This window comes from Dermacoccus sp. 147Ba, assembly GCF_004151355.1.
In the GTDB taxonomy this organism is placed as follows: domain Bacteria; phylum Actinomycetota; class Actinomycetes; order Actinomycetales; family Dermatophilaceae; genus Dermacoccus; species Dermacoccus abyssi.
In genome coordinates, this window is sequence record NZ_SEHL01000001.1 from 403,556 (window position 1) to 423,470 (window position 19,915).

16 protein-coding genes are annotated in these 19,915 nt (G+C 68.2%); 13 read left to right on the plus strand and 3 right to left on the minus strand.

All coding sequences use genetic code 11. The annotated features are described in order from the left end of the window. Positions 1-92: 92 nt before the first annotated feature. The 3 genes from EVU97_RS01820 to EVU97_RS01830 are packed head-to-tail and all read right to left on the minus strand — an operon-like array spanning position 93 to position 4,452. Complete coding sequence (locus EVU97_RS01820) at positions 93-2,333, minus strand: DUF3488 and transglutaminase-like domain-containing protein (protein WP_129663010.1); 2,241 nt, start codon at positions 2,331-2,333, stop codon at positions 93-95. After that, on the minus strand, positions 2,330-3,409 hold the full coding sequence (locus EVU97_RS01825; protein WP_165357836.1) for a DUF58 domain-containing protein: 1,080 nt from the start codon (positions 3,407-3,409) through the stop codon (positions 2,330-2,332). The genes EVU97_RS01820 and EVU97_RS01825 overlap by 4 nt, the downstream gene beginning before the upstream one ends. Before the next feature lie 41 nt (positions 3,410-3,450). Continuing rightward, the gene (locus tag EVU97_RS01830; RefSeq protein ID WP_129663014.1) at positions 3,451-4,452 is read right to left on the minus strand and encodes a MoxR family ATPase; all 1,002 of its coding nucleotides are present in this window, start codon (positions 4,450-4,452) and stop codon (positions 3,451-3,453) included. A 418-nt stretch (positions 4,453-4,870) separates the two neighbouring features. Between EVU97_RS01830 and mraZ the strand changes: the two genes are divergently transcribed. The 13 genes from mraZ (at position 4,871) to EVU97_RS01895 (ending at position 19,860) form a co-directional block, all read left to right on the plus strand. Beyond that, positions 4,871-5,302, plus strand: a complete 432-nt coding sequence (gene mraZ, locus EVU97_RS01835; protein ID WP_118913114.1) for a division/cell wall cluster transcriptional repressor MraZ — start codon at positions 4,871-4,873, stop codon at positions 5,300-5,302. 152 nt (positions 5,303-5,454) lie between these two features. Further along, positions 5,455-6,426 carry a 16S rRNA (cytosine(1402)-N(4))-methyltransferase RsmH gene (gene rsmH, locus EVU97_RS01840; protein ID WP_240730089.1) on the plus strand — a complete coding sequence of 324 codons (972 nt, stop codon included), beginning with the start codon at positions 5,455-5,457 and terminating at the stop codon, positions 6,424-6,426. After that, positions 6,423-7,127 (plus strand): hypothetical protein, encoded by a 705-nt coding sequence (locus EVU97_RS15085; RefSeq protein WP_205744834.1) that lies wholly within the window; start codon positions 6,423-6,425, stop codon positions 7,125-7,127. Before rsmH ends, EVU97_RS15085 begins: the two co-directional genes overlap by 4 nt. An 82-nt stretch (positions 7,128-7,209) precedes the next feature. Further along, positions 7,210-9,021, plus strand: a complete 1,812-nt coding sequence (locus tag EVU97_RS01850; protein WP_240730099.1) for a penicillin-binding protein 2 — start codon at positions 7,210-7,212, stop codon at positions 9,019-9,021. After that, positions 9,018-10,430, plus strand: a complete 1,413-nt coding sequence (gene murF, locus EVU97_RS01855; RefSeq protein WP_129663018.1) for a UDP-N-acetylmuramoyl-tripeptide--D-alanyl-D-alanine ligase — start codon at positions 9,018-9,020, stop codon at positions 10,428-10,430. Before EVU97_RS01850 ends, murF begins: the two co-directional genes overlap by 4 nt. Continuing rightward, positions 10,427-11,515, plus strand: coding sequence for a phospho-N-acetylmuramoyl-pentapeptide-transferase (gene mraY, locus EVU97_RS01860; protein WP_129663020.1), 1,089 nt, complete (start codon positions 10,427-10,429; stop codon positions 11,513-11,515). The genes murF and mraY overlap by 4 nt, the downstream gene beginning before the upstream one ends. Continuing rightward, the gene (gene murD, locus EVU97_RS01865) at positions 11,512-13,017 is read left to right on the plus strand and encodes a UDP-N-acetylmuramoyl-L-alanine--D-glutamate ligase (RefSeq protein WP_370448507.1); all 1,506 of its coding nucleotides are present in this window, start codon (positions 11,512-11,514) and stop codon (positions 13,015-13,017) included. Before mraY ends, murD begins: the two co-directional genes overlap by 4 nt. After that, complete coding sequence (gene ftsW / locus EVU97_RS01870) at positions 13,014-14,279, plus strand: putative lipid II flippase FtsW (RefSeq protein WP_129663024.1); 1,266 nt, start codon at positions 13,014-13,016, stop codon at positions 14,277-14,279. Before murD ends, ftsW begins: the two co-directional genes overlap by 4 nt. Beyond that, positions 14,276-15,379 (plus strand): undecaprenyldiphospho-muramoylpentapeptide beta-N-acetylglucosaminyltransferase, encoded by a 1,104-nt coding sequence (murG, locus tag EVU97_RS01875; RefSeq protein ID WP_129663026.1) that lies wholly within the window; start codon positions 14,276-14,278, stop codon positions 15,377-15,379. Before ftsW ends, murG begins: the two co-directional genes overlap by 4 nt. Beyond that, entirely contained in the window at positions 15,376-16,818 is a 1,443-nt protein-coding gene (murC, locus tag EVU97_RS01880) for a UDP-N-acetylmuramate--L-alanine ligase (protein ID WP_227484668.1), read from the plus strand. The genes murG and murC overlap by 4 nt, the downstream gene beginning before the upstream one ends. A gap of 232 nt (positions 16,819-17,050) precedes the next feature. Next, the gene (ftsZ, locus tag EVU97_RS01885; RefSeq protein WP_129663028.1) at positions 17,051-18,382 is read left to right on the plus strand and encodes a cell division protein FtsZ; all 1,332 of its coding nucleotides are present in this window, start codon (positions 17,051-17,053) and stop codon (positions 18,380-18,382) included. Between the two features lie 15 nt (positions 18,383-18,397). Further along, positions 18,398-19,138: a peptidoglycan editing factor PgeF gene (pgeF, locus tag EVU97_RS01890; protein WP_129663030.1), complete on the plus strand. Its 741-nt coding sequence runs from the start codon at positions 18,398-18,400 to the stop codon at positions 19,136-19,138. Further along, positions 19,135-19,860, plus strand: coding sequence for a YggS family pyridoxal phosphate-dependent enzyme (locus tag EVU97_RS01895; RefSeq protein ID WP_205744835.1), 726 nt, complete (start codon positions 19,135-19,137; stop codon positions 19,858-19,860). The genes pgeF and EVU97_RS01895 overlap by 4 nt, the downstream gene beginning before the upstream one ends. The last annotated feature ends 55 nt before the right edge of the window (positions 19,861-19,915 follow it).

Below are 19,915 nucleotides of genomic sequence, written 5' to 3' on the forward strand. Positions count from 1 at the left end.
TCGCCCGCGTGGCGTCGGACGGAGGATCGGCGCGAGAACGGACGAACCCGGCTCCACCCGTCAGGGGAGAGCCGGGGTCATCTCGTGTGGCGTCAGGTGCGGTTCCGGCGGCCGAGTGCCGTGAGGTAGGCGCGACCCGAGGCAGGGACGAGGAGGGCCTTCACCCGCGCACCCCACGATGCTTCGTCCCGTGCAGCCCGGACCACCCGGTCACACGCTGACGCCTGGGACCGGCCCGTCGTCGGCGCGTAGCGCGAGGCTTCCATACCTGAACACGCTCGCTCGAGGGCCTCACGCACCGTGGTGCCCGACTCCGGGTTGTCCCGGGTGAACGCCTCTGCGGTGGCTCGTGGCGACAAGCCCTCCGGCGTCGTGTAACCGAGATCGCGCAGCGACCAGAGCATGGCGTGCCACGCTCCCTCGTCACGTTCGCGATCCGTCGATGCCGTACGGGTGACCTCCTGCCGCTTACGTCGACCCGCCAGGGGCAGGACCGACGCGAGCAGCGCGACCAGGGCAAGACCCCCCAGCACCGCGAGCAGGCGGGCCCAAGGGAAGGAGTCCGAGTCGGGCTCGGCCGGCTGGGTCGTGCTCGACGAGGTGCTCGTCTCGCTCGACGGGCGCACGCTCGAGGTGGACGAGGACGTGCTCGTCGAGCTCGTGGGCGCACTAGAGGACGAGGACGCCGACGAGTCGCCGGTGGGGGTGTCCGGCGCGTAGGGCGGCGGCGCACCCGAACGCAGGCCGGGCGTCGGGTCGAAGCGCGTCCACCCCATACCGGGGAAGTAGACCTCCGCCCAGGCGTGGGCGTCCGCAGCTCGCACCTCGTACGTGCCGCTGCGCTCCGTGCCGGGCAGGAAGCCGATGGCCACACGCGCGGGCAGCCCCATCTGCCGCGCTCCCATGACCATGGCCGTCGCGAACTGAGTGCAGTAGCCCCGTCGCGTCTCCAGGAAGTTCGACAGCGGATCGAGCTCGCGACCGTTCTCCGAACGGGTCGGGGCCAACTTGAGCGAGTACGTGAACGACGGGTCGGTACGCAGATAGCGCTGCAGCGCGACGGCCTGCTCGAACGGTGTTCCCGCGTCGGCGGCCCCGGAGGCCTGATTGAGCCGAGTGATGCGCTGCTTCGCCGCCTCCGGGAGCGTTGCGGTGTCGAGATCCTTCGCCGTGACACTGCCACCGACTCCCGCGCGCTCGTTGCTCGTGGGTCGTGCGGCCGCCGTGTACTCGCGGTAGAGCACCGAGTAGGCCGGCGCGGGCTGCGACAGGAACGGCACACCGTTGTTCGTGCCGACACGGAAGGTCGGGTTCGCGGAACCGAAGTTGGCCGCACGCAGCTGAGCGGGCGCCGCGACGAACGGCGGTCGCATGCCGTTGAGGGTCACGGACATGCGTTCCGTGCGCGCCGGCATCGAATCCTCGGCGCCGGGGTTCGGCAACTCGGTGTTGGGACGGGCATCGGTGAACGGGCCCGACGACTCGGCGCGCCAGACGCCGTCAGCGTAGGAAGAGCTCGTCGTGGCACGCAACGGCGCAGGAGTGGTTGCCTGGGTCGTGTAGGTGAGCACGGGCGCGGCGTTGCGAGAGTTCAGGCTCTTGCTGAGGTCGAGCGTCTCGGAGAAGTCGACCGAGTTGTTGACGCCCTGTGCACCGCCCTCGGCGAGCGCGGGGGTGGCTCGCTGTGGCACTGAGGGGGCCAGGACGAGAGCCGTGAGTACGGCAACCGCCGTCATGGCGGCGAACACCGGCAGGGAGCGCATGAGGCCGGTGCGCAAGCTCGAGCCTTCGGCGAAGGACGCTGCCAGGACGACGAGGGCCCAGGCGATCGCCGCCGCGACGAAGTAGCGCGCGCGAAGGGTGTCACCGAGTGCGGTGGTGGCCAGGATGAAGGGCGCCGCCACCGGAAGGACCGTGAGCATGGGCATACGTGCGGTGCCGCCCACGTAGTCGACGACGAGCGTGACGAGACCCGCGGCGAGAGCCAGCATGACGAGGACGCCGAGCATCGCCGGCAACGGAGCGACGGAGGTGTTCGCCGCTTCCTGGGCAGAGGCGGCCGTTGCCTTCACGGACGCCGCAGTGAGTGACCCTCCCTTGGCGACGAAGACTCCCAGGGTGGCGACGGCGAGTGCGACGAGCTGTGCCGTCACGATGAAAGCCGGTGCGCGGTGTGTGAAGCGGCACAGAGCACCGACGAACCACACGAGAGCGACGACGGCGAGTGCGGGCCCCACGAGGGCAGAGCTGCTCGTCAGTTCCACCAGCGGCCAACTCGCGGCCAGAGCCAGGAGCAGGAGGGCGACGTCGGAGGGGAGTTGACGACTCTTCATCGAAGATCACCTCCGGACATCGCGGGGTACAGGGACTCGGCGATGGAGTCGTAGGGGGAGATGGCGACGGCGTCCCAACCCAACCGGGTCAGTTCGTTCGCGCCGTGCTCCGCGCTCGCGCCGCCCACCCAGGCGAACGCCGGGGAGTGGTGTGGGGCCGCGGGGAAGTGATCGGCGCTTGTGTGCAGGAAGAGCAAGGTGGGGCTCTCCTCGATGGTCAAACGGTCGGGCAGACTCTCACCGGCGCGAGCCAGGGCGTCGAGGATGTCGTCATGGTTGTCGTACTCGCGCTCGCCGACGGTCGCAAGGGTTGCGAGGTTGTGGTTCTCGAGCTCGGTGCATACCGAGGCCGCTGCGCTGATCAGCCACTCCCACGACTCGTTGGTACCGGGTCGTGGCACGTTGCCGAGCACGACCACATGGATGCGGGGCTGGGCCGGCGGGTCGAACTGACGCACCATGAGCTCGCCCCGGTGCGCCGTGGCGGGCCAGTGCACGGTGCGCAGGTCGTCGCCCTGGACGTACTCGCGGATGCTGGCGCCGGGTCGCCCGGCGTGGGTCGCGTGAGCGGAGATGACGGTGTCGTCGCCGTCACCCTGAGCGACGGTTTGCGGCGTCTCGAGACTCACCGTATGGGCGCGCACGAGCCAGGTCGAGGCACGGCCCTGCTCGAGCGACGTCTCGAAGAGGCCGAAGGGATCGGACGCGACGAGTCGCGCCGGTCCACTCGTGAAGGAGCCACGGTGACGTGCGGTGACGTCGTAGGCCGCCCGACCCCCTTGAACCTGCGAAAGGGGCCACCTCGCCACGCCGTCGCGGGTGAACGTGTGTGGCTCCTCGAGCGTCGTCTCGATCCATCCCGCACGCCGGGCCTTCACGCCGAGCGTGATCTGCCCCTCGTCACCGACGCTGAGGCGCTCCGGGGGGCCGTGACGGGTCACGTCGACCCGACCGGTCCGAGCGGCGACGGCGATGAGGAAGGCCAGCAGCGCCAGCACCAGGACGAAGATGCCTGCACGCACCACATCGGTGAAGCCTGAGGCCGCCCCCACGACGACGAGGAGTGCCCCCGCCACGAGGACGAGCAAACCTCGGCGGGTGGGGCGCGGCAGCGACTTCACCGGGAGGCGCGCTGTGTCGGCACGCGCACGCCGGCGATGACGTCGGCGACGACCTCGCCTGCGCTGAGGTCGTTGCGGCCGCGGCGCAGAAGCACGCGGTGGCCGAGCACGGCCGGTGCCATCGCGGTGACGTCTTCGGGGATGACGTGGTCGCGGCCGGCGAGTGCGGCGTGGGCGCGCGCGGCGCGCAGCAGCTGCAGGGACGCACGCGGGCTGGCGCCGAGGCGGACGCTCGGGTGCTCGCGCGTGGCGGAGACGACATCGACGACGTACTGCCGCAGTGCGTCACTCGTGTGAAGACGGGAGATCGCACCCACGCAGGCGGCGATCTCGGCGGCGCTCGTCACCGGACGCAGAACGCTGAGGGGATCGGTGACACCGTGGTGCTCGAGCATGTCGAACTCGGCCCGGGGTGAGGGGTAGCCCATGCTCACCTGCGCCATGAACCGGTCTCGCTGCGCCTCGGGCAGCGGGAAGGTTCCGTCCATCTCGACGGGGTTCTGCGTGGCGACGACCATGAACGGGTCGGGCAGCGCACGCGTCGTGCCGTCGATCGTCACTTGGTGTTCTTCCATGGCCTCGAGCAGCGCAGCCTGCGTCTTGGGGGACGCGCGGTTGATCTCGTCGCCGATGACCACGTTGGCGAAGACCCCGCCGGGACGGAAACGGAACTCGCCGCTCGTCTGGTCGTAGATCGTCACGCCGGTGATGTCGCTCGGAAGCAGGTCGGGCGTGAACTGGATGCGGCGCAAGGATGCGTCGACAGAACGGGCCAGGGCTTTGGCCAGCACCGTCTTGCCGACGCCGGGCACGTCCTCGACGAGCAGGTGCCCGCCGGCGAAGAGCACCGTCGTGGCCACCCGGACGACGTCCGGCTTGCCCTCGATGACCTGCTCGACGTTGCGTCGCACAGCGTCAGCCGTCGCGATGACGTCGACGCCCGAGCGGCGGCGGGAAGCGGGGGCGGGGTAGCCGTGATCGCGTGACGAGGTGTCCATGCAAACCGATCTTGCCAAATACGGCGGCACCCTGTCCTGCACAGGCACGTGGGGATGGTCGAAGGTGAGCCTTCCCACGCCACTCCACCCTGCTCCACCCCGTCCTTCACCGCGCTCCCCACTTCGCCCCACGAGGCGTGAGTCCGCTGTGGAGCGCGCTTCGTCCTTGGCGGAATATCGCGGAATCCCGCGGAAGTCCGTGCGGTCCATTCGCCGTGGAGCGTCGTGGGGCAAGCTTCTGCAGGGTCTGGCGCACGATTTTCCTCCACCGCACTCCACCCGTGAATTTCCTTGCAATCACTGGGGCGCTTCGCCAACTCGCCGGTTGATTCCGGGCAAGGGGGGAGACTTTGTGGGGTGAAGTGGAGTAGAGTGGGGGGCATCGGATCGACGTGTCGGTGACGGGAGGTGCCCAGCCGTGTTTCTGGGTACCCATTCGCCTCGACTCGACGACAAGGGCCGCATGTTCCTTCCGGCGAAGTTCCGCGAACGTCTCGCCGGCGGGCTGGTCATGACTCGAGGACAGGAACGCTGCCTCTACGTCTTTCCGATGGCCGAGTTCGAGCGCATCGCCACGGCGATGAACACGACGCCTGTCACCTCGCGTGCGGTGCGTGATTATCAGCGCGTCCTGCTCTCGGGGGCCTCCGACGAGATCCCCGACAAGCAAGGACGCGTGACGATCCCGCAGCTGCTTCGTGACTACGCAGGTCTGTCGAAGGAATGCACGGTGATCGGTGCGGGTAACCGCATTGAGATCTGGGACACGCAGGCGTGGAACGACTACCTCGCCGGCGCGGAACAGCCGTTCGCCGACCAGGCGGAAGAGGTCGTTCCGGGGCTGCTGTAGCCCTCTGCGTCCAGGTCTCCGGCCGCTGCTTTCCGGCACACCTTCCCCGGTGCCGGAGCGTAGCGGCGGGGGCCCTGGACGCAGAGTCGCAGCGGCCCGACCACCACGCACGAGGACCGACGTCCCACGACCCGAGCACTGAGGGAGTGAACATGCGAGACGAGTTCGCGCCCGCCGCCGATCGTCACGTTCCCGTCATGCTCGCCGAGATTCTCGACGTTCTCGCCCCGGCCCTCGAGCGTCCGGGAGCTCTGTACGTCGACGGCACGCTCGGGATGGGTGGCCACGCCGAAGCCGTCCTCGAACGCTTCCCCGAGGCAAGGGTCGTCGGAATCGACCGTGACGCGCAGGCCCTTGAACTCGCTGGCGAGCGTCTGGCTCGCTTCGGTGAGCGCTTCCGCGGCGTTCACGCCGTCAACACGGAGCTCGCAGACGTCCTCGACGGGCCGGCCGACGCGATGCTCTTCGACCTCGGCGTCTCCAGTTTCCAGCTCGACGAACTCGAGCGAGGCTTCTCCTACCGCGCTGACGCGCCCCTCGACATGAGGATGGACCAGTCGAGCGCGGGGCAGACGGCGGCCGACGTCCTCAACACCTACTCGCAGGACGAGCTCGAGCGCATCCTGCGCGTCTACGGCGAGGAACGCTATGCGCGCAAGATCGCCCACGCCGTCGTCAAGGAACGCGAGAAGCAGGCGTGGACCACCTCCGCGCGGCTCGTCGAGATGCTCCGCTCCGTCATTCCGTCTGCCTCGCAGCGTCAGAGCGGTCACCCCGCCAAGCGCACCTTCCAGGCTTTGCGCATCGAGGTCAACGACGAACTGCGTGGCTGGGAGAACACGGTCGACACCGCGCTCGACACCCTCGCCGTCGACGGTCGACTCGCCGTCCTGTCGTTCCACTCCCTCGAAGACCGCATCACCAAGCAGGCCTTCGCTCGGGCGTGCCGTTCCACCGCACCGGCAGGGCTTCCGGTGGAGCTGCCCGAGCACCTTCCCGAGTTCGAGCTGCTCCTGCGTGGCGCCTCGACTCCCTCAGCAACCGAACTGGAGCACAACTCGCGTTCCGCCTCGGTGAAACTCCGTGCCATCCGTCGTACCCGACCGAAAGGAAGCCAGTCATGAGCCAACTGGCCGCCCCCTCCCGCGCACCCCGTTCCACGCGCGCGAGTTCCCGACCGGCACGCACGACGAGGCGCCCGGCGCCCGCGTCTCGCGCGGCGGCCATTCGTCCGGTGCGTGCCCGGACGGAGACCGTCGCGGGCAAGCGTCCGGTCTCGGGTTTCATGGCGCTCGTCTTCGTCTTCGCGTTCGTTTCGGCGCTGTCGTTGCTCCTGCTCAACACGATGCGCGCGGAGCAGTCCTTCACGCTCAACAAGCTGCGCAGTGATGTCGCGACGCTCGATGACCGTCAGCAGGGTCTCGACAGCGAGATCTCCGCGGTCTCGGCACCCGAGCACCTTGCGGTGAAGGCCGAGGAGTACGGCATGGTCCGGGCCGAGCAGGTGCGCTACGTGAACCGCACCACGGGCAAGCAGGTCGGCGTGGCGACTTCGGGCCAGGCAGGTCAGCGTCTTAGTGTGAACACGCTGTCGACGACCCCCGCGAGCAAGGCGGCGGCCGACGTGCTCGACAGCGGCACCATCGGACTGCACATCACGGATCCGGTGGCCAAGGCGAAGGCCGCGGCGGACGCGAAGGCCAAGGCCGACGCCGCCAAGGCGAAGGCTGAGGCGGATGCGAAGGCCAAGCAGGCCAAGTCCAAGGACGCCAAGGCGAAGGGCAGCGACGCGAAGTCCGACGCCACGAGCACGACCGGGAAGTAAGAGCAAGAGCTTTCGTCCGCGACGAGGGGAATCCGTGGAACAACGTCGCAGGCCGGCGCCCTCGAAGGCGCGTCCGGTGCGTATGTCGCGACCGGCCGAGGCGCGTCTGCGCGCCGTCGGTCACCCCCGTCGTCGTACCCGCACGATGCTGGCCGTCTTCGCCATCATCCTGTCGTTGTTCACCTGGCAGCTCGTCAAGGTTCAGTGGATCCAGGCGGACGAGATCGCGCAGAAGGCCACCAACAACCGTCTGACGACATCGAAGGTCCCCGCAGCCCGTGGTGAGATCACGGATTCCGCCGGGACGGTGCTCGCACGCAGCGTGGAGCGTCGCGACGTCGCCGGTGACCCGGTGGCCGCGAAGTCGTTCCGGGAGCGCTCGACCAACGGCAAGCCCAAGGGCATCGACGGCGTCTCGCAGGAATTGGCTCGCATCCTCGGGGGAGACGCAGCCGAGATCCGGGCCACGTTCGAGCGCGCCGATGCCCGCGACAGTCGGTTCGTCTACCTCGCCAAGGACATCAGCCCCGCTCAGTGGAGCCAGATCCGGGCGCTCGACTTGCCCGGAATCACGTCCGAGCAGGTGCAGAAGCGCGAGTACCCGCAAGGCACGGCCCTCGCTCCGTTGCTCGGTTCGGTCAACGCACAGGACGTGCCCGGTGGCGGTATCGAGCAGATGCTCAACACGACCTTGCAGGGCAAGGCCGGCCTGCACCAGGTCGAGCGTGCACGCAACGGCTCCGAGATCGCGACGGGTGAGAACCTCGACCGCAAGCCGGTTGCGGGCCGTGGTGCCAAGCTGACGATCGACAGCGACCTGCAGTGGTTCGCGCAGAACGAACTCGCCGCACAGGTGAAGGCGTCGAAGGCGGTCTCGGGCGAGATCGTCGTCGCGGACAAGGCGGGCAACATTCTCGTGGCGGCGAGCTATCCGAGCTTCGACAACAATGACATGTCGACGGCCAAGTCCGAGAACCTGCAGAACCGTGCCTTCACGGACACCTTCGAGCCCGGCTCCACGCAGAAGATGGTGACTGCCGGCGCCGTCCTCGAAGAAGGCATCATGACGCCGAAGTCGCATGTCGAGGTGCCGCCGAGTCTGAAACGCGCGGGACGTCCTTTCCACGACTCGCACCCACACCCCACCGAGTACCTGACGCTTGCCGGTGTCATCGCGCAGTCCTCGAACATCGGCACGATCCTCGCGGGGGAGAAGCTGCCCAAGGAAAAGCTGTACACCTACATGAAGAAGTTCGGGCTCGGGGAGGCCACCGGGATCGGTTTCCCCGGCGAGTCCACGGGCATCGTGCCGAAGGTCTCGACCTGGAAGGGCGACACCTGGTACACGATCATGTTCGGTCAGGGGCTCGCGAGCAGCGCTGTGCAGCAGGTCGGGCTGTTCCAGGCGATCGCCAACGGTGGAGTGCGTGAGCCGCTCAAGCTCGTCTCCGAGGTTCAAGGCGGCGACGGTGCGATGCAGCCCTACACGGACGATCGGAAGTCGACGCGCGTTTTCAGCGCGAAGACCTCGAAGGAACTCGTCGGCATGATGCAGGGTGTCGTGACGAAGGACGGCAGCGCGCCGAAGGCGGCCGTCCCGGGCTACGACGTCGCCGGCAAGACGTCGACGGCCGAGCGCTACGACTCGGTGAAGGGTGGCTACGACGGTGTGACCGCAGGTTTCATCGGTATGGCGCCGGCCAAGGATCCGCAGCTCATCGTGTCGGTGACGCTGCAGCGTCCGCAGGCGGGAACGTTCGGTGGTGACCTAGCGGCCCCCGTGTTTTCCAAGGTGATGGCCGAGGCGCTGCGCCAGCGTAAAATACCGCCGAACAAGAGCGACAAGCTTCCGTTCCCGATCAAATACCGCTCAGAGGAGTCGACGTCCAAGTGATCGAATTTTCGCTCGACGAGATCGCACGCATCACCGGAGGTCACCTCGTCGGTGCCGACGCCACGGTGAGCGCATGCGTCGTCACGGACTCCCGCGAGTGCGTGCCGGGCAGCCTGTACGTGGCTCGCGTCGGTGAGCACGCGGACGGGCACGATTACGCCCCGGCCGCACGGGACGCCGGTGCCGTCGGCGTGCTCGGTGAGCGTGCTGTCGACATCCTGCCGACCGTCGTCGTCGAGAACTCGGAGCTTGCCTTCGCCAAACTGGCACGCGGCGTCGTGGATGCGATTGCCGACCTCGAGATCGTGGGCATCACGGGGTCGTCCGGCAAGACCTCGACCAAGGATCTCCTCGGGGCCGTCCTTGCCCTTTTCGGCCCGACGGTGGCACCCCACGGCTCGCTCAACTCGGAGGTCGGTGTTCCCCTCACGGTGTGCCGGCTCGGTTCGAACAGCCGTTACCTCGTGGCGGAGATGGGTGCCTCCGGCGTCGGTCACATCGAGTACCTGACGAAGATCGCCCCGCCCAAGGTGGGCATCGTCCTCAACGTCGGCAAAGCGCACATGGGTGAGTTCGGCTCCGTCGACGCGATTGCGCAGACCAAGGGTGAACTCGTCGAAGCCCTGCCCGAGGACGGTTTCGCCGTGCTCAACGTCGACGACGAACGCGTGCGCGCCATGGCCTCACGGACGAAGGCCACGGTGGTCCTCGTCGGTCTCGGAGAGGACGCCGACTACCGCGCGACGAACGTCGAGGTCGACACCTCCGGTCGCGCCTTTTACGACCTCACGTGCCCGGCCGGTACGGCGCGTGTGCGCCTTGCCGTGTTTGGTGAGCACCAGGTCGGCAACTCGCTCAGCGTCATTGCAGCGGCTGTCAGCCTGGGGCTCGATCTCGACACCGTGGTGGAGGCGCTGGCCGCCGCCGGAGCGACCTCTCGCTGGCGCATGGAGGTTCACGAACTGCCGGGCGACATCACGCTCGTCAACGACGCCTACAACGCCAACCCCGACTCGATGCGTGCCGCAATGCGCTCGCTGGCCCACATGGGACGCGAGCGTCACAGCATCGCCGTGCTCGGCGAGATGCGTGAGCTGGGGGATAGCTCCTTCGACGAACACGCCGGTGTTGGTCGCGAGATCGCGGCCCTCGGGATTGACGAGGTCTACGTCGTCGGCGCGGGTGCCGCGCCCATCGCCGTCGGGGCACGTGAGGCCGGAATGGCGGCCGAGCGCGTCCACGAGGTCGAGAACGCGGACGCGGCGCACGACGCACTCGTGCGCGATCTGAGCGCGGGCCGCATCCTGCTGCTGAAGTCGAGTCGTGACTCGGGTTTGCGTCTGCTGGGCGATAGGTTGGTCGAGGAAGCCGGAACGTCCGCGTTTCCCGCAACGGAGGTGACCGCATGAAGGGCGTCCTCATCGCGGCCATCGTGTCGCTCGTCGTCGGGCTTTTCGGCACCCCCATGTTCATCAAGTTCCTGGTGCGCAAGGGGTACGGCCAGTTCATTCGTGACGACGGCCCCACGACGCACCACACGAAGCGTGGAACGCCGACGATGGGTGGAGCGGTCATCATCGCCGCGAGCCTTCTCGCCTACGGAACGGCCCACCTCGTCACCATGACGCCCGTGACGGCCAGCGGCATGCTCGTGCTGTTCCTCATGACGGGCCTCGGGCTCGTCGGTTTTGCGGACGACGCGATCAAGATCACCAAGCAGCGATCTCTGGGTCTGACGTCCGTGCAGAAGCTGCTCGGCCAGACGCTCGTGGCGGTCATCTTCGCGGTGTTGGCCCTTCAGTTCCGCAACGACGCCGGCCTCACCCCCGCCAGCTACAACATCTCCTTCGCGCGCGACTCGAACGTCTCGCTCGCCCTCGGCGGCACGGTCGTCAGTCTCATTCTGTTCGTCATCTGGGCGAACCTGCTCATCGCAGGGACGTCGAACGGCGTCAACCTCACGGACGGGCTGGACGGTCTGGCCACCGGCGCCAGCGTCATGGTGTTCGGCGCGTACGTGCTCATCGCGATCTGGCAGTTCAACCAGAACTGCCAGAACGGCCTCGCCTCCAACGCGGCCAAGTGTTACGACGTGCGTGATCCCCACGACCTCGCCGTCGTCGCCGCAGCCCTCATGGGTGCCTGTTTCGGCTTCCTGTGGTGGAACGCGACACCGGCCAAGATCTTCATGGGTGACACCGGCTCGCTCGCCCTCGGTGGCGCACTCGCCGGCCTGGCCATCACGACGCGCACCGAGTTCCTCGTCGTCATCCTGGCGGGTCTGTTCGTCCTCGAAACCCTCTCGGTCATCCTTCAGGTCGGGTCGTTCAAATTGCGCCGCAAACGCATCTTCCGGATGGCGCCGTTGCACCACCACTTCGAGATGGTGGGCTGGAACGAGATCACCGTCGTCATCCGCTTCTGGATCATCGCCGGCCTGTGCGTGGCCTTCGGCCTCGGAATCTTCTACGCGGAATGGAACGTCAACCAGTGACCGACAACGAGCTGTGGCCGCTCGACCCGAGCTACGAACCGTTCGGGGGCGAGCGTGATCTGACGCATCGTGACGCCGACTGGTCCGGCCTCTCGGTCCTCGTCGTCGGACTCGGCGTCAGTGGCTTCGCCGCCGCCGATGCGCTGCTCGAACGAGGGGCGAACGTGCGCGTCGTCTCTCGCGACAAGACCGACGTCATGGCCGAACGGGCCCAGATCCTCGAGATGCTCGGCGCCGAGATCGCGTTCGGTGCGGAGCACATGACGAGTGCGCCCCAGGGCACGCAGCTCGTCGTCACCTCGCCCGGCGTCCCTCCCACCGATCCGCTCATGACGGACGCCGCGGATCGCGGCATCCCCGTCTGGGGGGAGGTCGAGCTCGCGTGGCGCATGCGCCCGCGTGAGGGCGCGGCCCCGTGGATCACCATCACGGGGACGAACGGCAAGACGACCGCCGTCACGATGCTGGAGTCGATCCTGCAGGCCCAAGGTCTGCGCGCTGTGGCCGCGGGCAACGTCGGCATGCCGATCATGGAGGCCATCCTCGATCCGCAGCCGTTCGACGTCATCGCCGTCGAACTGTCGACGTTCCAGTTGCACTGGTCGCGCAGCGTCTCGCCGTTCGCGTCGTGCCTGCTCAACGTCGCGCCCGACCACGTCGACTGGCACGGCTCGTTCGAGGAGTACCGCCGGCAGAAGGGACGCGTTTTCGAGCGCACCCAGGCTGCCTGCGTCTACAACGTCGACGACCCGACGACGGAGGCGCTCCTCGAGGAGGCCGAGGTCGTCGAGGGCTGTCGTGCCATCGGCTTCACTCTCGGCACACCGGCTCCGTCGATGGTCGGAATCGTCGAGGACGTGCTCGCCGACCGCGCCTTCGTCGAGGAACGCCGCACGAGCGCGGCGGAACTGGCCGTACTGCGTGATCTCGGCCCGAACGCTGCGGCGCCGCACTACGTCGCCGACGCACTGGCCGCAGCGGCGCTCGCCCGTAGTTACGGCGTCTCACCCGCCGCCGTGCGCAAGGGGCTCATGGACTACTCGCCGCAGCCGCACCGTATGGCGCTCGTCGCGACGCTCGACGGCGTGCGGTACGTCAACGACTCCAAGGCCACCAACCCGCCGGCCGCGGCCGCGTCGCTGACGGCGTACGAACCTGTCGTCTGGATCGCTGGCGGCCTGCTCAAGGGCGCCGATGTGAGCGAACTGGTCCGCGACAACGCGACGCGTCTTCGCGGGGCTGTGCTCATGGGACGTGACCGGGACGCCATCGCGCGTGCTCTTGCCGAGCACGCCCCCGACGTTCCCGTGGAGATCGTCGAGGAGAGCGAACCCGAGGCCGCGATGACGCAGGCGCTCGAACACGCGCGAGGCATGGCGCAGTCGGGGGACACCGTTCTGCTTGCCCCTGCTGCAGCTTCGTTGGACATGTACGCCTCCTACGGTGCGCGCGGTGAAGCGTTCACCCGCATCGTCGAATCCCTGGGTGGCGCTGACGCATGACGACCCGCACACCCTGGCGTGAGGAGACCTCACAGGACGTGTGGGGTGAGCGACTGCGACGGCGACTGGGCTGGCTCGAGTCGCCTCTCGCGACGTACTACCTGCTGCTCGGCTCCACGTCGGTGCTCGTCGTGCTGGGCCTCGTCATGGTGCTGTCCGCCTCGAGTGTCCAGTCGTACATGCGCGGTGGATCGGTTTTCTCGCAGTTCACCAACCAGTTGATGTTCGCCGTCATCGGCCTCGTGGCTGCGGCGGTGTTCAGTAGGCTGCCGACACCGTTCCTCAAGAAGGTCGCCGGCATCTTCTTCCTGCTCGCCGCAGCGATGCAGGCCGCCGTGATGATTCCCGGCGTCGGAGTCGAGGTCCTGGGCAACCGGAACTGGCTTCAGGTCGGTGGGCTGCGAATCCAACCGTCGGAGATCGGCAAGATCGCCATGATCCTCGTCGTCGCCGTCATCCTCGACAACCGTCGGGCTCAGCTGTACGACTTCAAGAAGTCGGTGTTGCCGACGTTCTGGTTCGCAGGTCTGCTCGCCGGTCTCGTCATGGTCGGGCGCGACCTCGGCACGACGATGGTCTTCGCCGTCATCTACCTGGGGATGCTGTGGGCCGCGGGTGCCAAGGGATCCTGGTTCGCCTGGCTGGGCCTGGGTATCGCGGTGCTCCTTCCCGTCGCGGTCATGACGAGCGGTAACCGCACCTCGCGCATCGGTGCGTGGCTCGGTGGCTGTGACGCTCCGAGCGACATCGATGTCGCTGCCTGCTACCAGAAGATCCACGGCTCCTGGGCTCTGGCCGACGGTGGCCTGTGGGGCCTCGGCCCCGGCGCCTCGCGCGAGAAGTGGGGCTGGCTGCCGGAGGCGCACAACGACTTCATCTTCGCGATCATCGGCGAGGAGCTGGGCCTGCCTGGCACGCTCGCCGTCCTCGCGCTCTACCTCGTCTTCGCGTACGCCTGCTACCGCCTCATCGCGCAGTCCACCGACATGTTCGTGCGCGTCGCCACCGCAGGCATCATGATGTGGATCTGCTTCCAGGCCGTCGTCAACATCGGCTCCGTTCTCGGCCTCCTGCCGATCGTGGGTGTGCCGTTGCCCCTCGTCAGCGCCGGTGGTTCCGCTCTCGTCATGACGCTCGTGGGCATCGGGATCCTTCTGTCGTTCGCACGCCGCGAACCACGGGCTGCCGAAGCCCTGCGCGCCAAGCCCCGTCTCGTCCGCCGCACGATGGCGGTCCTGCCCAACCGAAAGGGTCGCTCATGACCACCCTCGATCGCGTTCTGCTCGCCGGTGGTGGCACCGCCGGTCACGTGTCTCCGTTGTTGGCCACCGCGGAGGAGATCACCCGCCGTCACCCCGATGCGGTCGTCACGGCTGTCGGCTCGCCGGGTGGGCTCGAGGAACGCCTCGTGCCCGAACGTGGATTCGCCCTCGCGTTCGTGCCGAAGGTGGCCTTCCCGCGCCGTCCGAACGGCGCAGCCCTTCGCTTCCCGGCCGCCTTTCGTGGCGCACTGCGCGAGGCCGATCGTCTCGTCGAGACGCACCGCCCACAGGTGATCGTCGGGTTCGGCGGGTACGTCTCGACACCGATGTACCTCGCGGCTCGCAAGGCCGGCGTGCCCTTCGTCATCCACGAGCAGAACGCCCGCCCGGGCCTGGCGAACAAGCTCGGCGCGCGCTGGGCCGAGCACGTCGCGGTAACCTTCCCCTCGACGCCGATGAAGGACGCCGAGGTCGTCGGTATGCCGCTGCGCCGAGAGATCACCGAGATCAAGCCGGCCATGTTGCGTGCGGAGGGTCTCGAGCACTTCGGCCTCGAGCCGGGCCGCCCGACCGTGCTCGTCACCGGTGGCTCGCTCGGTGCAGTGAGCCTCAACGAGGCCTTCCGCGCTCGTGTCGAGCAGCTCACCGGCGCCGGCATCCAGATCCTCCACGTCACCGGACGGGGCAAGGGCTTCGAGGTTCCCGAACAGACGGGCGGTGCCCGTTACGTCGTCGTCGAGTACGTCGACCGCATGGATCTCGCCTACAGCGTCGCCGATCTCGTCGTGACGCGCAGCGGCGCCGGCATGGTGAGCGAACTGACGACGGTCGGCCTGCCCGCCGTCTACGTGCCGCTTCCCATCGGCAACGGAGAGCAGAAGCTGAACAGCCGCGACGTCGTGGCGGCCGGCGGTGGCATCGTCGCCGACAACGACGACTTCACGCCGGCCTGGATCGACGAGAACCTCGTGCCGCTCGTGCGTGACGAGGAGCGCCTCGCGGCAATGCGCCGCGCAGCCGCCGGTCAGGGCCACGCCGATGCCGCGGGCAAGCTCGTCGACCTCGTTGAGGACGCCGCCTCGACGTCGAAGGGGGCATGAGCATGGGCAACGGTGTGAACGAGAGGTTCGACTTCTCCGAGTCCCTGCCCAACCTCGCCGACGTCCCGCACGTGCACATGATCGCCGTGGGCGGCTCAGGTATGTCCGGCGTTGCGAGGCTCTTCCTGGCTGATGGTGTGCAGCTCAGCGGATCCGACAACGTGGAGCTCCCGGTGCTCGACGACCTGAGTGCCCAGGGTGCTCGTATCGCTGTCGGGTACGCGGCAGCGAACCTCGCCGAGGTGCCGGACGGCGCCGTGGTCGTCGTCTCGAGCGCGATCAACGAATTGAACCCCGAACTCGTCGAGGTGCGCCGCCGCGGCCTGCGTGTCCTCCACCGTTCGCAGGGTCTGGCCATGCTCATGCAGGGCCGCCGCGGTCTCGCCGTCGCCGGCGCGAACGGCAAGACGACGACGAGTGGCATGGCCACCGCAGCGCTCACCGCGCTGGGGGAGAAGCCGTCGTTCGCAATCGGCGCCAACGTGGCCGGCCTCGGCGTCAACGCGGCACCGGGGGAGGGCGACGTGTTCGTCGTCGAGGCCGACGAGAGCGATGGTTCCTTCGTCGTCTATCACCCGGACGTCGCGATCGTGACGAACATCAAGGACGATCACCTCGACTTCTACGGCACGTCCGCGAACCTCGCGAAGGCGTACGAGATCTTCGCGGCAACCATCGCGACCGACGGTCTTCTCGTGGCCTGCGCCGACGACGACGGCAGCCGCGCGCTGGCGGACGAGCGTCGCGAGGCGGGAGCGCGCGTGCTCACGTACGGGCGTAGCGACGACGCGGATGTGCGCATCGTGAGTGAACACGGTGCCGGATTCGCCTGGGGTGCTCGTGTGGCACTTCCCGGCGGGCGGGAGGTCGATCTTGCTCTCGAGGTGCCCGGCGCACACAACGTCCTCAACGCCACCGGCGTCCTCACGGCCCTCGTCGAGGGGCTGGGCATCGATGCCGAGCGCGCGGCGCACTCGCTCAGTGCCTTCCGCGGAACGTCGCGCCGCTTCGAGCCCCGCGGCGAGGCCGCGGGCGTGCGGGTCGTCGACGATTATGCCCACAATCCCGGCAAGCTCGAAGCGCTCGTGCGCACCGCTGACGCCCTTAAGGAGTCGGGCCGGCTCTTCGTCGTGTTCCAACCGCACCTGTACTCGCGGACGCAGAACGCCGCTCTCGGTCTCGCGGAGGCGCTCGACGGTGCCGACCGTGCTCTCGTCCTCGACGTGTACGGGGCTCGTGAGCAGCCGGTCGAGGGTGTCTCGGGTCGCCTCATCACCGATGCGATGACGTCGGGTGTCGCGACGTTCACGCCGACGGCCGACGATGCGCTCGCCGTGCTTCTGGAGGAAGTTCGCTCGGGCGACCTCGTCGTGACGGTCGGAGCCGGTGACATCACGCACCTCGGCCCACGCATCCTCGAGAGCCTGGAGCGGCGCTAACCCTCAACTTGATGATGAGACCCTCTTTCCCCGTCGTGACGGGGAACGAGGGTGTTTTCATCACGAATGTCCGGGGGAGTGGGCCACGGCGGCGGATCGCGTTGTCGTGCGCGGGCGAACCCGGAATCCGCGGGTAACGTTCAACGGGATGTTGAAGTGTTCGCCAAGTGGTCGACGGTTCGCGTAGCATCGAGTTCGCATACCCGCACCCGCGTTCGAAAGGCCCCTCCCCGTGGCAACTCCCCAGAACTACCTGGCCGTCATCAAGGTCGTCGGTATCGGCGGCGGTGGCGTCAACGCCATCAACCGGATGATCGAAGTCGGGCTCAAGGGAGTCGAGTTCATCGCGATCAACACCGACGCCCAGGCGCTGCTCATGAGCGATGCAGACGTGAAGCTCGACGTGGGCCGCGAGCTCACGCGCGGTCTGGGCGCCGGCGCCGACCCGGAGGTCGGCCGCAAGGCCGCCGAGGACCACGCCGAGGAGATCGAAGAGGTCCTCAAGGGCGCCGACATGGTCTTCGTCACTGCGGGTGAGGGTGGCGGTACCGGTACCGGTGGCGCCCCCGTCGTCGCGAAGATCGCCAAGGGCCTCGGTGCGCTGACCATCGGTGTCGTCACGCGTCCGTTCACGTTCGAGGGCCGTCGCCGCGCCAACCAGGCCGAGCTCGGCATCAACGCGCTGCGCGAAGAGGTCGACACCCTCATCGTCATCCCGAACGATCGCCTCCTGTCGATCTCCGACCGCGCCGTGTCGATGCTCGACGCGTTCCGTTCGGCCGACCAGGTTCTCCTCTCGGGTGTTCAGGGCATCACCGACCTCATCACGACGCCGGGTCTGATCAACCTCGACTTCGCCGACGTCAAGTCCGTCATGCAAGGCGCCGGTTCGGCCCTCATGGGCATCGGTTCGGCTCGCGGCGAGGACCGTGCGGTCCAGGCCGCGGAGCTCGCGATCTCCAGCCCGCTGCTCGAGGCGAGCATCGACGGTGCGCACGGTGTGCTCCTGTCGGTCCAGGGTGGCTCCGACCTCGGTCTGTTCGAGATCAACGAGGCCGCGCGCCTCGTGCAGGAGGCCGCCCACCCGGAGGCCAACATCATCTTCGGTGCCGTCATCGACGACGCCCTCGGCGACGAGGTCCGCGTCACCGTCATCGCGGCGGGCTTCGACGGCGGCGCTCCGCAGAAGCGCTCGGACGAGTCGCAGCGCTCCGGTGGCAACGCCGGTGGCGGCGCTCAGCGTCAGCAGCAGTCGTCGATGACGCAGGCGCCGTCCGCGGCCCCGGCTCAGCAGACGCAGCAGCCGGCGGCCCCCCAGACGATCCAGCCGGCCACGGTGCCGGGTACGACGTCGGGCCCGACGCGCGTGTCGGCTCCGCCGGCGCGTCAGCAGCACGGCCAGGAGGCCGGTCAGGACGACTCGCGTCAGTCCGGCTCCGAGCAGCGTCAGGGCAGCTCCGCGGCGGGCACCCAGACGCAGGGTCAGCAGCAGGTCGCGCGTCCTCCCAAGGAGGTCACCTTCGAGGACCGTGACGACCTGGACGTCCCCGACTTCCTCAAGTGAGAAAGGCCCCGGTCGATGTTCTACTGGCACGACCGGCGTGACCTGCCGCAAGGCAACCTGGAACGGTGCTTCACCGACTCCCTCTCGGGAGTCAGCGAGGCGCCGTTCTCGGCGTTGAACCTCGGCCTTCACGTCGGTGACGATGAAGCGCACGTTCGCGCGAACCGTGACCTCCTGTCCGCGGAACTCGGGGGCGTTCCCATCGCCTGGATGAACCAGGTCCACGGACGCGATGTCGTCGAGGTGACACCCGATTCGCTCGGGCAGGTCCACGACGTTGATGCCATGGTCACCAACTCGTCGGATCTCGCGCTCGCGGTCATGGTGGCGGACTGCGTCCCGGTTCTCCTCGAAGATGCCGAGGCAGGTGTGCTCGGCGTTGCTCATGCCGGGCGCCCCGGCATGCTCGCGGGCGTCGTGCCCGCGGCTGTTGCTGCCATGCGTGACCTGGGGGCCACATCGGTGCGCGCCACGCTCGGCCCGTCCGTGTGCGGACGCTGTTACGAGGTGCCGCACGAGATGTACGACGGTGCTCGGACGCAGTACCCCACGAGCGCCGCGATCACGCGCTGGGGCACCCCGGCCATCGACGTCGCCTCCGGTGTGGCGTCACAACTCGCCGAGCTCGACGTGCCGTTCGAGTGGATCGCCGGGTGCACCGTCGAGGACGAGCGGCTCTTCTCCTACCGCCGTGACGGACGGACAGGCCGCTTCGCCGGTGTCATCGTCCGCCGAGAAGGATCGGAGGCGGCGTGATCGAGGTTGACGACGAGCGTCGGGCGGAACTCGCCACCCGGCTCGAGCAGGTGCGTGAGCGCATCACGTCGGCCACCCGGGATGCGGGGCGCGACGAAGAGCCGACCCTTGTCGTGGTGACGAAGTTCTTCCCGGTCTCGGATCTCGTCGCGCTCGCCGAGTTGGGCGTCACCGACGTCGGGGAGAGCCGCGAGCAGGAACTGCACGAGAAGGTCGACTCGCTGCGTGAAGAGCGCCCCGATCTTCTCAAGGCTCCGACCCGGCACTTCATCGGCCAGTTGCAGAGCAAGAAGGCCAAGCGCGTCGCCTCGCTCGTCGACGTCGTGCAGTCCCTCGACCGGCCCAAGCTCGTCCCGCTGCTCGACGCTGCGGGTGCGGAGCGCGACACGCCGCTCGAGGTTCTCCTCCAGGTTGATCTCGAGGAGAACTCGCAAGGACGTGGGGGCGTGGCGCCCGCTGAGCTCGCCGCTCTGGCCGACGAGGTGGCTCAGGCGTCAGGGTTGACGTTGAGCGGCCTCATGGCCGTTGCCCCGCGCGGCGAGGAGCCTGAGCGCGCTTTCGAGCGGCTTGCCGCCCTGCGCGAGAGCTTCCTCGCAGACCACCCCGCGGCGCGCGTGTTGTCGGCGGGGATGTCGGGCGATCTGGAGGCCGCGGTGAAAATCGGCGCGACACACCTGCGTGTCGGTAGCGCAATACTCGGTTCACGCCCTGCTGCCAGGTAACTTCGAACGCGACACCGACGAGCACGTGGTGCCCTTCCGCAGGGGCCAGGGCGGA